Source organism: Chamaesiphon sp., from assembly GCF_041737865.1.
In the GTDB taxonomy this organism is placed as follows: domain Bacteria; phylum Cyanobacteriota; class Cyanobacteriia; order Cyanobacteriales; family Chamaesiphonaceae; genus Chamaesiphon.
The window spans coordinates 1-14369 of sequence record NZ_JBGSQZ010000253.1 but is presented as its reverse complement, the minus strand read 5'-3'; the positions used below and the strand labels follow the sequence as shown (position 1 = coordinate 14369).

Here is a 14369-nt window from a genome sequence, read left to right as displayed (position 1 = left end):
AATGATAAATGATGAATTATGAACCACAAATTGCGTCAGTAGCTGCTCTTCAAGAACTAGTGGCGAGTCTCAATCGCCAACAAAAGAAAACCCACGAGTTACTGAGCAATTTAGGTTTTGCCCTACGGAGCTTTAAGAATCTCAACCAGTTTTTAGAATTAATTCCCCTGATGGTAACGCGGGTTACAGATAGTGAAGGCGGGGCAATTATTCTATTCAAAAAAACTGGGCAATTACAGATTCAACAGCTACATTGTCAGGGTGAAGGTAGCTGTAACGATTTGCGCCGACAGATCGAAGTAGCGATTATCAAAACCCTGACAGATGTATCTCCAGGCAAAGATATTAATTTTCAGGCGGACTTTTGGGACAAACTAGAAAGCAGAATTGAGCTAAATCTCGACTTTAGAATTAAAATTTTTAGAACGCCAATTCTACTCGAAAGTGGCGAGCGCGGTCGATTATATGTATTTTCGCGCAATCCCGCTTATGAATGGACTAGCGATCGCCAAAAGCTATTACAATTAGTTGCCGATCAAACTGCCGTAGCCATCCATAATGACGAACTAACTGTAGAATTACGCAAAAAAGAACGACTCAATCGCGAGTTGGAAATCGGTGCCGAAATTCAAGAACGGTTATTACCCAAGAAATTCCCCGATATTCCAGGTTTAGAATTAGCCGCTTGTTACCTCAATGCCAATCATGTTGGTGGGGACTACTATGATTTTATCCCGGCTAATTACGATCGACTCACCGACAAACCCAGCGAGATCGAGATCGCCAATAAATGGAGTATCACCATCGGCGATGTGATGGGTAAAGGTGTCCCAGCAGGGCTAATTATGACCATGACGCGTGGGATGTTACGGGCGGAGGTACTAAACGGTCATTCACCCGCACGCATCCTCCAGCACCTCAATCGGGTGATGTACGCAGATCTGGAAAATTCTAGTCGGTTTGTGACGCTGTTCTATTCCGAATACGATCCGGCTACTCAAATTTTGACTTATACTAATGCCGCTCACAACCCGCCCCTGCATTGGCAAGCAGCAACAGATCGGATGACGCAGCTAGATACCCCAGGGATGTTGATTGGGTTAGATGCCGATTCTCGCTATGAGGAAGCCCAAGTCCAACTGCAACCAGGGGATACAATTATTTTTTACACTGACGGCTTCACTGATGCCGCCAATCAGGATGGGGAAAGATTTAATGAGGAAAACCTGATCCAGACCTTTCAGACTGCCTGTCAACAGCAGCTAAGTTCCCAAGCTACCCTCGATCGCATTGTCGCGACGATCGATCGCTTCACGGGCGAAGATCGGTCAAATGGCGATGATATGACAATGGTAGTTATGAAGGTTAAATCGATCGATCTCTAACAGCCGATTATCGTTTGCCACCGGATTCAACCGATAATGAACAGACATTGATAACGAAACTTTGAACCGATGGATAGTAGCTTAATCCTGTCTAATATCTTGAACCCGCCAGTTTTATTCTTTTTCTTAGGAATGCTGGCGGTTTTTGTGCAGTCCGATCTGGAAATTCCCAATCCCTTACCCAAACTATTTTCGCTCTATCTGCTAGTCGCCATTGGTTTTAAAGGCGGACATGAATTGTTTGAAAGCGGTTTGAGTCCCCTGATTATCAGCACCTTAATCGCTGCGATCTTGATGGCCTCAATCGTCCCAGTCTACTCCTTCTTTATTCTCCGAATTAAGTTAGATAACTATAATGCTGCCGCAATTGCCGCCACCTACGGCTCGATTAGCGCGGTGACATTCATCACAGCAAGTTCCCTCCTTGACAAGATTGGGATCGCCTATGGTGGTCATATGGTAGCAGCTTTGGCACTGATGGAGTCACCCGCGATCGTGGTGGGCTTAATTCTAGTGCGAGTGTTTACAAAAAAACAAGCCGAGCTAGCTGCTGATAAAGACGAAAGCTCAGAAACTCCTTGGGGTGAAGTGTTGCGCGAGGCTTTTTTGAATGGTTCGGTCTTACTATTAATAGGTAGCCTAATTATTGGCGTCCTTACAGGTGGCGATGGCTGGAGCAAAGTCCACTTATTTGTCGAAAAAGATCTCTTTTATGGCGCATTAATGTTCTTTTTGCTAGATATGGGATTAGTAGCTGCCCGCCGGATTCAAGATCTCCGCAAAACTGGGATGTTCTTAATTAGTTTTGCAATTTTAATGCCGATTGCTAATGCTTTGATTGGGATTGTCATCGCCAAAGTAATTGGGATGGGGCAAGGTGATGCGCTATTATTTTCCGTACTTTGCGCCAGTGCTTCTTATATTGCCGTACCAGCAGCGATGCGGATGACAGTACCCGAAGCCAACCCCAGTTTGTACGTGTCTATGGCTCTGGCGATTACATTTCCGTTCAACATCGTTGTGGGAATTCCGATTTATCTACAAACTATTAAGTTATTGGGAATTTAGTTATGTTACAGAACGTCAAGAAAGTTGAAATTATCGTCAGCTATTTAGAAGTTCCCGCCGTATTAAAGATTCTTAAAAAGAATTCGATCGAAGGTTATACCGTGATTAATAATGTCTCTGGTAGTGGCGAACATGGCTACTCTGGCGATGACTTAATCACCAATAGCTATATTATGATTATTTGTACCAAGCTAGAAATGGCAGAACAACTATCGATCGCGATGCAGCCCCTACTCAAAAAACTCGGTGGGATTTTCATCGTTACCGATGCCCAATGGATTGCCCATTAAATAGTTGATAGTTGATAGTTGACACATAAGAGCCGAGGTAAACTCCAGGATCTTGTGTGTGAAGATAGATAGGGAGTTTTTGCGATCGAGAATTAGACATCGATCGTAAGAAGTTATTGATGGAGTGGACATTATTTAATTACAAAGACCAGCTATAATTACATAAATAATATTCAAGGATAGAAATTATGGCTGATATTGTTGATATCGCAGTTAGTGCAGACAATTTTAAAACTCTGGTAGCAGCAGTACAAGCTGCTGGTTTAGTTGAAACTCTAAAAACACCTGGCCCCTTTACAGTTTTTGCACCCACCGATGAAGCCTTTGCAAAACTACCACCTGGCACAGTCCAAACTTTAGTTCAAAATCCGCCCCAATTAGCCAGAATTTTAAAATATCATGTCGTCGCAGGTAGACTCACACAAGCAGATCTCGCCAAAGTTGATACTGTCACATCAGTAGAAGGATCGCCAATCTCGATCGATTGCACTAATGGATTTGAAGTGAAAAATGCCACAGTAATTGCTGCGGATATCGCAGCAGACAATGGCATCATTCATGTGATTGATAATGTGATTTTAATGGGGTGAAAGCAGCTAGCATCGAGAATGACAACGATTAAAATCGTGGCTAATGTTGCCTAGTCCGCCTGTCTTGTCGTTTTTTTATTCGGGGGTAACCCCCTAATAAAAACGCCGCTGTCTTGAAAAGGTGCTCTACTTGGGGAGACCCCAAGACCGCACTTTTCGCTACGCGGACTAATAAACTAGTCCACATCGCTCTCATCACTGGGAGAAGGGGAGCAATAAATACTCCGGCTCCCTCTCCCAGTATTTGGAGAGGGCAAATTTGCATTTTATTTAATCTTTATCCCTCACTAGCACTAATTGCCTCGGCTACCGCCAATCCAGCTAGATAAGCATCCTCCACTTTCCGCCCACGGCACCAATCCCCAGTACAAAATAGCGGCGCGGGGGTGTCGATCGATCGGTAAGAATCAGAGCGAGGGGACTTGGGAAAGGCATACCGCCACAGGTGGGGTTGCTGCCATTGACAATCTGGGAACCACGGCAAAAATCGCTCTTGGGCACGTTCTAACATCGCTCGGCTGGCAGATTCCATATCCGCTGGATTTGGGTATTGAGCGGCAAAATTTGCCGTACTCTGGAGCACAAAAACTGGCGGAGCTGGCTGGTGGCGTTTGCTACTATCCAATCCGATCCAACCCAAGATCGGATCGTCAGTACAAGTAATCGATCGCACTTGGGGATAGGCTGCTTCCCACTCAGCTAATTGAACGTCTGTATAGCCCGCAGCAACTGCGATCGAGGGATAATATTCGATCGCTCTCAAGTCATCTAGAAATTCTTCAGGCAAAATACTCGCCAAGGGCGCGAGTACATCTACCGCTTGGGGTGCCGGGATAGCGAGGATAACCGTACGGGCGAGAATTTCGGTGGGGGCACCTTCAAGTGTCAGTCGCCACAGGTTGCCATCGGCTTGAATCGAGATCGCGCGTTGCCCAAATCTGACATCGAGATCTTTGGCTAGGTATTTAGCAATTTGATTCATGCCACCTGGGGCAACATAGCGGGGGTAAATATCTGCATCGGCAAGCAGATCGCCACTTTTAGTCAAGGTATGAGTAGTATCCGTCCATGTCTCGACTATATTAGCAGCGATGAGTCGATCGAATAATGCTCTAAATCGATCGCCTTTGGGTGAAATATAACAAGTCCCTCGATCGACACACGTATCAAACATCCGCCGTGTCGTCAACCTTCCACCGACACCCCGCGATTTCTCAAAGATCGCGATACCTTCTCGCCCAGCAGCCTGAAGTTGATTTGCACAGGCAATTCCAGCCATACCAGCACCGACGATCGCAATTTCTAGAGGAGTAGTTATATTCAGGGATGAGGAGTTGATATTTATTAAACCTCCTGCGAAAGTAAAAACATCATTTTTTTGAGTATTATTTTCATCTATTATTTTCCCTCAAGCCTCAAGCCTCAAGCCTCAAGCCTCAAGCCTGACTTTCTTTCATGATTTCGAGCTAGGAGGGGTTTTGACGCATTTTTTTGAAGACAAAATAACCACCTAAACCCACTAATCCCAATAAAACCAACTTAGAAACAGGAGCTAAATACTGTTCGATCGAAGCGTAGTTTTCACCCAACAAAAATCCAGCAGTAGTCAACGCCAATGTCCAGATCGCAGTCCCCACCAGCGAATAAATAGTATAAGTGGCTAAGGGCATATTATTTATCCCCGCAGGTAGAGAAATCAGCGTACGGATACCTGGTACCATCCGCCCAAAAAATACTGCTTTCGAGCCATATTTATTAAACCAGTCATTGACTCGATCGATATCTTTAGCAGTTACTCTAATCCACTTACCATAACGATCTGTCCAAGTTTGCAATCGCTGATAATTTACCAATCGTCCTAGATAATACCAAGCATAAGTTCCTGCCATCGTGCCGATAGTACCAGCGAGAACGGCTAACCAAAAATTCATTTTGCCTTGAGCTACTGTAAAGCCAGCTAATGGCATAATTAACTCCGAAGGAATCGGCGGAAATAGATTCTCCAAGAACATCAACAGCCCGATGCCCCAGTATCCTAAACCACTCATTAAGCTATTAATCCACTCGACCATCTTAAATTAGTTGATAGTTGATAGTTGATAGTTGTGTGGGCGGGTGACATGCCCAGTATAGTTGATGGCGATTCGCTCGTTTTTGTGTAGGGTGTGTTAGGCGGTAGCCGTAACGCACCAAGATCGATCCCATCAGAGCTAATTGAGGATTGCCATCACACCCTTAATTACCGATAATCCTGACTTTGAATATCACTCAATCGTGCTTCAGGACGTTTGAACCTGTCGATTTGAGCCTCAAAAAATTGACGATTTTTCTCTAGATGTTTGGGATTGGGGTCATCCAATGGATAGAGCAAAGCACCGCGTAGAGCCTGAATTACCGCAGAAGTAACACAGTACATCGATCGCTGAAAACTCGTCCCTAACTGTACCAGCATATCATCCTCACCTCGACAATGTTGTTGATAATAATCGACCAAGTATTGGGGGAGGAAATGATACATATCATCCATCAATAATGTCGGGGGAATTCCCGCACTCCCCACGGGACTTACATCAGCGTATAAAATGCCGTAATGGAAATCTGCTTGCTCGGCAGGTACTTGCTCGGCTTGAGCATTGTAAGACTTAGTTCCTCTAAAAGGAGCAGTCCGATAAAATACTGCCTCGATGTACGGTAAAGCCGCTTCATATAGCCAGGTAAAGCCGCAGGATTTGGGGATGATTTCGTACATTTCCCCATTAATATAAACATGGTGATAAATCGGTCTCCCAGCAACGGCAAAAATCCCATTGATGAGGAAATTCATGGCATCGGGTACGGATTTGATTTCACCCGCATCATAGAGATCGCTCATTTCAAAGAAGACGGGAGCCATCACTTCCCAAAATAATCCTAAATTGGAGTAATAGGAAAGTACGCGCACCTGCTCGATAAACATCTCAGGAAATAGCTTGTATAGAGCCAGCATGGCGGGGTTGCCTTGAAAATAGGCTTTAATGGCTCGATCGGCATTTTGGCGGTATTCCTCTGTATCTAAATAGGGATCGAATTTCCCACCCATACCGCGATGCCAGTACATTGCCTGCATACAGGCTTCCGCAAACTCCATGTTAATCCGATCGTGCAATAAGTGATGGAAGAGTTTGGGCATTTTGCTACTGCGCCCGTTTTCGATGAATTCGAGCAGTTCGGGATGCGCCGAAGCTACACCTTTTTGCTGGATGCGTAAGTCGGCGGTGTCTCCTGCATAGTGGTTGGGTAAATCTAGGTATTCTTGAGGGAGGAAGTATTTGAAAGCGGGGAGGGGATTGAGGAAGACGCGCTCGGCGATGTAGAGCAAGTCGCGCCAGTAGAAGTCCATCGGTACGGCGTATGCTTTGTACAAACCGATGATTTGCATCAGGTTTTCGGGGGTGTCAGGGAGCATCGCGCCACCAGCTTCGAGGCGATGGATGATGTCGGCGAATTGGTGGGTGGAGGGGGGGAGTTTGGTTGCGGTTATCATGATTTTTTTAAGGCAGGCGCGGAGGGTTGGTTGGATGGGGTGCGGGGTATTTTTTAACGCAAAGGGCGCAGAGGGTTGGCTGGATGAGATGCGAGGTATTTTTTAACGCAAAGGGCGCGGAGGGTTGGCTGGACGGGGTGCGGGGTTGGTGATTTTTGACCGCGAAGTTCGCGGAGGGTTATTTGGTGATTTCGGCGATTTGGGTGGTGGGACGAGCGATGGTGGCGACGATCGCATCGGTGGTAATTTGAGTGTGAGAAATTAAGATATTTGGTTGGATGCCGAGGAGCACTATTAATGTGGCGAGAATGATTGCGGGAATCCGTTCGGCGGTGGTGACTTTGGGGAGGTAGGTGAGGTCGTCAGGTAGTTTGCCGAAGAAGGCACGATTGATGATGATGATGAAGTAGACGGAGGTTAAACCAGTACTCGCCAGACAGATGAGTGTGGCGATGGGGAAGGTGGCGTAGCTGCCTTGGAAGGATAGGAATTCACCGATGAAGCCTACCATACCAGGGATTCCAGCACTTGCCATCATGGTGAGGATCGACATTGCTCCGACAAATGGTAAGCCGCGTTTGGGGTTAAGTAAGCCGTGGAGTTTGTTGAAGTCGCGCATTCCGGTTTTGGCTTCGATAATGCCAACAAGGTTGAATAAGAGGGCAAGGATCAAGCCGTGAGCAACCATTTGGTAGACTGCGCCTAATACGCTCAAGGGAGTTGCGGCGGCGGTAGCCAGGAGTACATAACTCAAGTGGGCGACGGAACTGTAGGCGATCGTTTTTTTGATATCGGTTTGGACAATCGCGATTAAGCTACCGTAGATAGCAGTGAATACAGCGATAATTGCCAACCAGGGAGCCACAATTACCCAAGCATTAGGGAATAATCCCAAGCCAAAGCGAATTAATCCATAAGCCCCCAACTTTGAGACAATCCCGCTCAATAACATCGAAACAGGTGTAGATGACTCGACATAGGCATCGGGAAGCCAAGTATGAAAGGGCACCAAGGGCATTTTGATACCAAAACCAAGCAGGATGATACAGAGAAATAAAAGTTGTAAGTTAGCTGGTAGATGAGTTGCTGCTAAAGACTCATAATTAAAATTACCAGTCTTGGTAAACCATGCCCAGCTCAAAAAACCAGCAAGTAAAATCACCCCCGATAAAGCCTGATAGATCAGAAACTTTGTCGCTGCATAACCGCGTTTTTCTCCACCCCAAATTGAGATCAGGAGATAGAGCGGAATTAACTCTAACTCATAGAACAGAAAAAACAACATTAAATTCTGGGCGAGAAAGGCTCCAGTAACTGCTGTACTAACTAACAGCAGTAAAGCATAAAATAATCTGTCTCTTTCGACCTCCTGACTAGTTGCTTGCACCGCTAGCAAAACCAGTAAAGCATTGAGAACTATCATCGGTAAAGATAAACCATCAACTCCCAACTGATAATCCAATCCCAACGGCTCGATCCAACTAAAATGTTCTACAAACTGTAATCCCGCGTCCTGATAGTCGAACATAATTGCGATCGCGATCGATATCGCCAAACTCAACCCCGAAATAATCAACGCGATCGATCGACTAAAACTAGGTAAAATCCCGATCGAAATCGCCCCCAAAATTGGCAACCAAACAATAGCACTTAACACAACTCCAACTCCTCCTAAATAAACAACCGATCCTCACAAACCAACCCCTCAGTGCTCCTCCGTGTAACCTCCGTGCACCTCTGTGTGAAACCTCATACCCTCAGCATCACACCAATAAACCCATCATCAAACCCAAAACTATAATTCCAGAAAACGCCACCAAAATATAAAACTGAGACTGTCCCGAAGTCGTATATCTGAGCGTTTGTCCGCCAAATAAAGTCCCAATCCCAATGAAATTAACAAATCCATCGACAATATATCGATCGAACCAATTAGTCACCCGCGCACTACTCGCCACCAACAACACGATCGTTAACTGATAAAATCGCTGCACGTAAAAGTCATTGGCAAAAAAGTTCTGAACTGCTGGTATTGGTAACTTAACAGGCTTAGGAATACTATCGACACTATAAATTACACTGCTAATTGCAATCCCCGAAATACTCGACCAAACTAACAAAGGCGCAAACATATTATCCAATGCGCTCCAAGTAGGTAACATACCTAAATTTCGTAAAATAATCGGCAGATGACAGATCAGCACAGCCGAGCTAATTACGGGTAAACTAATCAACCAAAATGGTTCGGTCGATCGTTCGCTCATCGGTTTGACTTTACCTAAAAAGATCAGACAGAATAATCGTGTCAAACTAAAAGCAGTTAGAGTATTTACAATTAAAATCACTCCCACCAACCAAGGTTGCTCCAACCAGAGATGATCTACTAATTGTAAAAAGCCCCAAAATCCACCTAAAGGAGGCACTGCAATAAAAGAGGCGATCGCTACTAAGATCGCAGCACCTGTCAATGGACGGCGCGACCATAAGCCACCTAATTGCGTCAAGTCTTGAGTAATATTCGTCCAAATAATCGCCCCAATCCCCATATATAACAACGCCATCCCAAAAGATTCATTAAAGAGAATAAATCTAGCCGAATCTAAATTTTGGGTACCAATGGCAATAAATACCAGCCCGATATAAGCACTCAATGTATAGGAAAGTACCCGCTTCATATCGATCTGCGCGATCGCAATTAACGAACAACAAATTGCTGTTGCTACTCCTAAAACAACGAGCGTAGTTAATAACAGTGGCGATAGCGATATGACTGGGGCCAACTTAATTAATACAAACGCTCCCGCACCAACAACTACTGCATTCCGCAACACCGTCGCCGGAATTGGTGCTTCCATTGCTTCATCCAGCCACAGTTGGAATGGAATTTGGGCGCATTTACCCAACGGCCCCGCACTGAGGGATAAACCGAGTAAAAATGCCACTGTCGGGTCTAATTTAGCCGTTTGTGCCCAAATTGCTAACTCTGTAAAATTCCACGTTCCCGCGATAGGATAGATCGCAATTACCCCCATCAGCAAGATAATATCGCCGACCCGCTTTGTCCAAAAAGCATCTCTAGCTCCAGTAATAACTAACGATTGGGCAAACCAAAAGCCAACTAACAAGTAGGTAGCTAGAGTGAGCAGTTCGAGAAAGACATAGGTGAAAAATAGCGAATTTGATAGCACTAAGCCACAAATCCCCGCACCGAAACAATTCATCAGCGAGAAGAACCGCGCCCAACCCCAATCCAGCTCCAGATAACCTACTGCATAGATCTGGGAAACAAAATTGATGCCTGTGACGACAGTAATAGCCGTGAGCGTAATGGCGGAAATCTCGATCGGAAAATTAATATCTAGGGTGCTAGTATGCAGCCAACTATAGCTAATTTCTTGTCTGGGTAAATCCCAACCAGTCGTCAAGGCGAGTAGCGCATGAATAAACGCAACTCCTGCCATCAAGATATTAATATAACCTGCTGGTCTAGTTCCCAGTTGTCCTGTCCAACCAAATGACCACGGAAGTGCCAAAGCAGCTCCAATCAGTGGGTAGCAGGGAATTAACCATATAGTGTTGAGGGCGATCGAATCCATAGAGTTTATTCTATATTGTTTTGATTTAAGTCTTTTTTATTTCTATATTAGAGCGTAATCGAAAATTTATCGAAAAGATAGTGCCCGCAAAGACTTTTAACCGATACTTGCTCTAAGTTTTTCTTATTAATACTATATATATGCGCTGGTGCGTCACAGCTCGCACCTAACACACCCTACATCAACTTCATCCGCTTAGGATTGCTGTGCTTGGTCGATCGGTTAATTAGTATTGAGATCGCTATGGAGCGATCTTAGATCGGTAGCAAAGAGAGTGTAGGGTGTGTAGGGCACCTTGGGCACAGAGGATCTGATTTGGGATTGTTATATTTAGGATAAAATTACACTCGATCTGCCAAAATGAAAAAAGTGACAATCGCGATCGGGACATGGTTCCTCGGTATTCTGCTATTGATGGGACTATTTTTGAGTATTTGGATCGTCCTTCCCGCACCGATTTTTTCGCTGCTTCCCTTGAGCGTCGGCGCACCAGAGATTAGTCCTGGTTTAATTATTTTTAATGTTTCCATACCGATCTCATATTGGGTAATTCTCAGAATTGGGGATTACTACCAACCACGATTACTTTTTGTCAGCTTATGTTTGAGCGGTTTAGCTACGATCTTGAGTGCTGCACCATTAATCCAATTTTCCTCAGCGCAACAACAAGCCCAACGATCGATTGTTGCTAGTTTAGGGCAAGATTATCTCAACGATCTGCCGCCATCACTAACTGATAAAATGCGATCGCAACCCCTGATTATTTCAGATATCTGGGGCGGTATTTCCAGTCCCAAAGTGAGGGTCGATCGAGATATTCTCTTTGCTAATCCCGATGGCGTTCCACTCACCCTAAATATCTATCGACCAGCTCAAGTTGGTAACTACCCTGCGATCGTCTCGATTTATGGTGGTGCATGGCAACGCGGTAATCCCGATAGTGACGATACTTTCAATCGTTATATTGCTGCTCAAGGTTATGTCGTCTGGGCGATTTCTTATCGTCACGCTCCAACCTACCATTTCCCGATCCAAATTGAAGATGTGCGTCAGGCATTGACATATATTCAACATGCTGCGGACACCGAAACCAATCTCGATCGAGTTGCCATGATTGGTCGATCGGCTGGCGCACAATTGGCCATGTTAGCAGCTTACCAAGATCCACCTTTCCCGATTAGGGCCTTGGTAAATTACTACGGGCCTGTCAATCTGACAGCGGGTTATGAGGATGTACCGACTCCCGATCCGATCGAGTCTCGCGCTACACTTCGCGCCTTCTTGGGCGGTACGCCCCAAACTGTGCCCAAACTTTACCGCCAAGCTTCACCCATCAATGCCGTCAAATCCGCCTTACCAGCGTCTCTATTGATTTATGGTGGCAAAGACCACATCATTGAATCTAAGTATGGCAGCTACCTCGCCCAACAATTGCGATCGGCAGGAAATCAAGCCGTTTTTATCGAAATTCCTTGGGCGGATCATGCCTTTGATGCCGTATTTTCAGGCATAAGCAATCAACTTGCACTTTATTATACAGAGCGATTTTTAGCTTGGGCACTGGTGAAGTAGTCCGAGCGATAAGGGTAGAAATTAGACACCATCGCCCTCGGATTACTATTTAGAGGTAGAGTAATGCTCAGACAAACAACCAAAGTTATTCCTTTTGATAGATAGGTTCCGTAAGTACCGTCGGATAATATGAATTATATTATACAAACACTTTGCAAATAGGAAATCGATCGTGCCCAACCAATCCAACAACCCACAAAATAGAACCGAAGAAGAACGCAATCGGATCGGTGAGGAAGAATTGCAGTTTCAGCGCGAACGAGCAGCAGAAAATAGTGGTACTTCTAACGGGTTAATGATTGGTGGTCTACTTGCCTTGGCTGGAATCGGTGCAGCGATGGCTTATTACCTGAGCAGACCTGCGCCCACACCGACAACCATTATCAATACTCCCCCGAACCCCACCGCTGTGGTGTCACCTCCACCGCAGAAACAAACAACAATTATCGATCGAACGGTGGAGAAAGCTGCACCGCCACAGGTCAAAGTGGTGGAAGTAGAAAAACCTGTATTGGTTCCTGTCCCCTCTAAGCCAAAAGTCGTAGAAGTACCAAAAACAGTTATCGTTCCAGGCCCGACTAAAATTATCGAAGTGGAGAAGCCTGTTGCCGCACCTGCAACACCTGCCACGACTGATAAATCAGAGCCTGCAAAACCTAGCTTTAACCCTTCAGCGGCACCTTCCCCTACTGTTAGTGATTCTGAGCCAGTTAATGTTCCTTCCCCTGGCAATACCAACACGGGAAATAATTAACCCAAGTTGCTATAGATCGCAATGCCACCGATTAAAATCGGGGCTAACGTTGCAAAGTCCGCCTACGCGGACTAATACTAACAAAGAGCAGGAGTTTAAATCTCCTAACTTTTAGATGGATTGTTTTTAGGGTACTGGGCTGGTTCCCCACTGGTCTGGAGACCCGTCCAGTTGCCCATTAACACTGTTCGCTGTCAACTGTCAACTGTCAACTGTCAACTGTCAACTGTCAACTGTTTAAGGAGACGAGTGTGTACTGTCAAAAAGTATCTGCAATAAATCCTTATTCGTGTAGGGTTTGGGCAGAAAATATCGGCACCCAAAGCGTTTTGCTTGAGCGACTGCTTCCACTGAGCTAAGTCCGCTCATTGCTATTATTGATAAATCGGGATTGAGTTGGTGGAGGGCGGTGACGGTGGTAAGTCCGTCCATGACTGGCATCATCAGATCGATTAGGACACTGGCGATGTCGCGATGCTGGTTATAGATGGCGATCGCTTCGGCACCATTATTAGCAGTTAAAACTCGGTAATTATATGTCTCTAGCGTGGTTTTAATCAGCTCGGAAATGGCGAGTTCGTCATCCACTACCAAAATGAGCTGTTCCTGACCGGAAGGTAGTTCTGGCTCATTTTGGAGGGGCAGATCGAGGGCGTCGCTGGTGGGTAAATAGATCTGAAATTGGGTACCCTGACCTACTTGACTTTGGACATCCAAAAAGCCACCATGACTTTTGATAATGCCGATTACGGCTGATAAACCTAAACCAGTTCCGATACCGATTGCTTTGGTAGTAAAGAATGGATCGAAAATCCGATCGAGCAGTTGGGGCGCAATTCCCGTTCCGGTATCGGTGATGGTAATCTCGACATAATTTCCCACTTTAGCACTGAGATGAGTGCGGACAAAGGTATCGTCGATCGATCGATTTGTCGCTTGGATCTTGAGGATACCACCTTGGGGCATGGCGTCGCGGGCATTGACACACAGATTCATCAGTACCTGATGGAGTTGAGTCATATCGCCCGATACCGTCGCTAGATCGGCAGGAATATCTCGCTCGATCTCGATCGATTTGGGTAGGGTTTGCTCGACGATTTTTTGAATGTCGAGGAGGAGATGAGCGGGTTGGATCGAGACGTGTTTACCTTCGATGCCTTGGGCAAAGGAGAGAATTTGTTTGATGAGATCTGCACCTCTGTAGGCACTAGATTCGAGGATTTTGAGCAGATTTTGGGTGCGATCGTCGAGATCTGGCAATCTTAGTGGTAATAGTTGAGCGACTGATAAAATCGGTGTGAGGACATTATTTAAGTCATGGGCGATCCCACTCGCCAGGGTGCCGAGGCTTTCTAAGCGTTGCGCTCTAAAGAATTGAGCTTCAAGTTGTTTTTTTTCGGTAATATCCATGTGGATACCGATGGTGCGCGTCGGATGACCATCTCGATCGAGAAAGATACTACTTTTGACAGCAATCCAGCGAATGTGAGTCTCCAAACCGCCGATCCTAAATTCCAAATCTAACCCCTGCTGGAGTTGTAGTGATTCTCGATCGGACATGTTACTAGCATCAAGTGAAATGAGTGGCGGG

At 45.6% G+C, this 14369-nt stretch carries 12 protein-coding genes; 6 read left to right on the top strand and 6 right to left on the bottom strand.

Features of this window, described 5'->3' with window-relative positions; translation table 11 throughout:
* The first annotated feature begins 11 nt into the window (after window positions 1–11).
* From ACEW9J_RS18970 to ACEW9J_RS18955, 4 genes are all read left to right on the top strand, one after another.
* A complete protein-coding gene (locus ACEW9J_RS18970; RefSeq protein WP_373546681.1) occupies window positions 12–1385 on the top strand; it encodes a SpoIIE family protein phosphatase in 1374 nt (457 codons plus the stop codon).
* 69 nt (window positions 1386–1454) lie between these two features.
* Window positions 1455–2453 carry a sodium-dependent bicarbonate transport family permease gene (locus ACEW9J_RS18965; protein ID WP_373546654.1) on the top strand — a complete coding sequence of 333 codons (999 nt, stop codon included), beginning with the start codon at window positions 1455–1457 and terminating at the stop codon, window positions 2451–2453.
* A 2-nt stretch (window positions 2454–2455) separates the two neighbouring features.
* Window positions 2456–2743: a P-II family nitrogen regulator gene (locus ACEW9J_RS18960; protein WP_373546653.1), complete on the top strand. Its 288-nt coding sequence runs from the start codon at window positions 2456–2458 to the stop codon at window positions 2741–2743.
* Between the two features lie 188 nt (window positions 2744–2931).
* Entirely contained in the window at window positions 2932–3333 is a 402-nt protein-coding gene (locus tag ACEW9J_RS18955) for a fasciclin domain-containing protein (protein ID WP_373546652.1), read from the top strand.
* A gap of 277 nt (window positions 3334–3610) precedes the next feature.
* Here the strand turns inward: ACEW9J_RS18955 and ACEW9J_RS18950 are convergent, their stop codons facing one another.
* The 5 genes from ACEW9J_RS18950 to ACEW9J_RS18930 form a co-directional block, all read right to left on the bottom strand.
* On the bottom strand, window positions 3611–4627 hold the full coding sequence (locus ACEW9J_RS18950; protein WP_373546680.1) for an NAD(P)/FAD-dependent oxidoreductase: 1017 nt from the start codon (window positions 4625–4627) through the stop codon (window positions 3611–3613).
* 172 nt (window positions 4628–4799) lie between these two features.
* Window positions 4800–5405 carry a DedA family protein gene (locus tag ACEW9J_RS18945; protein ID WP_373546651.1) on the bottom strand — a complete coding sequence of 202 codons (606 nt, stop codon included), beginning with the start codon at window positions 5403–5405 and terminating at the stop codon, window positions 4800–4802.
* A gap of 167 nt (window positions 5406–5572) precedes the next feature.
* A complete protein-coding gene (locus ACEW9J_RS18940; protein ID WP_373546650.1) occupies window positions 5573–6856 on the bottom strand; it encodes a CO2 hydration protein in 1284 nt (427 codons plus the stop codon).
* 178 nt (window positions 6857–7034) lie between these two features.
* On the bottom strand, window positions 7035–8513 hold the full coding sequence (locus ACEW9J_RS18935; protein WP_373546649.1) for an NADH-quinone oxidoreductase subunit M: 1479 nt from the start codon (window positions 8511–8513) through the stop codon (window positions 7035–7037).
* A gap of 106 nt (window positions 8514–8619) precedes the next feature.
* A complete protein-coding gene (locus ACEW9J_RS18930) occupies window positions 8620–10452 on the bottom strand; it encodes an NAD(P)H-quinone oxidoreductase subunit F (RefSeq protein ID WP_373546648.1) in 1833 nt (610 codons plus the stop codon).
* A 360-nt stretch (window positions 10453–10812) separates the two neighbouring features.
* Between ACEW9J_RS18930 and ACEW9J_RS18925 the strand changes: the two genes are divergently transcribed.
* Together ACEW9J_RS18925 and ACEW9J_RS18920 are read left to right on the top strand one after the other, a co-directional pair.
* Window positions 10813–12024: an alpha/beta hydrolase gene (locus ACEW9J_RS18925; RefSeq protein ID WP_373546647.1), complete on the top strand. Its 1212-nt coding sequence runs from the start codon at window positions 10813–10815 to the stop codon at window positions 12022–12024.
* A gap of 172 nt (window positions 12025–12196) precedes the next feature.
* On the top strand, window positions 12197–12778 hold the full coding sequence (locus tag ACEW9J_RS18920; protein ID WP_373546646.1) for a hypothetical protein: 582 nt from the start codon (window positions 12197–12199) through the stop codon (window positions 12776–12778).
* Between the two features lie 237 nt (window positions 12779–13015).
* Here ACEW9J_RS18920 and ACEW9J_RS18915 read toward each other — a convergent pair.
* Window positions 13016–14369 (bottom strand): response regulator (locus tag ACEW9J_RS18915; protein ID WP_373546645.1); only part of this gene is annotated, 1354 nt, incomplete at its 5' end.

Excerpts from the sequence above, each read along its gene's own strand:
- ACEW9J_RS18925 (WP_373546647.1), top strand. The coding sequence starts at position 10,813 with ATGAAAAAAGTGACAATCGCGATCGGGACATGGTTCCTCGGTATTCTG.
- ACEW9J_RS18955 (WP_373546652.1), top strand. The coding sequence starts at position 2,932 with ATGGCTGATATTGTTGATATCGCAGTTAGTGCAGACAATTTTAAAACT.
- ACEW9J_RS18965 (WP_373546654.1), top strand. The coding sequence starts at position 1,455 with ATGGATAGTAGCTTAATCCTGTCTAATATCTTGAACCCGCCAGTTTTA.
- ACEW9J_RS18970 (WP_373546681.1), top strand. The coding sequence starts at position 12 with ATGAATTATGAACCACAAATTGCGTCAGTAGCTGCTCTTCAAGAACTA.
- ACEW9J_RS18940 (WP_373546650.1), bottom strand. The coding sequence starts at position 6,856 with ATGATAACCGCAACCAAACTCCCCCCCTCCACCCACCAATTCGCCGAC.
- ACEW9J_RS18945 (WP_373546651.1), bottom strand. The coding sequence starts at position 5,405 with ATGGTCGAGTGGATTAATAGCTTAATGAGTGGTTTAGGATACTGGGGC.
- ACEW9J_RS18960 (WP_373546653.1), top strand. The coding sequence starts at position 2,456 with ATGTTACAGAACGTCAAGAAAGTTGAAATTATCGTCAGCTATTTAGAA.
- ACEW9J_RS18930 (WP_373546648.1), bottom strand. The coding sequence starts at position 10,452 with ATGGATTCGATCGCCCTCAACACTATATGGTTAATTCCCTGCTACCCA.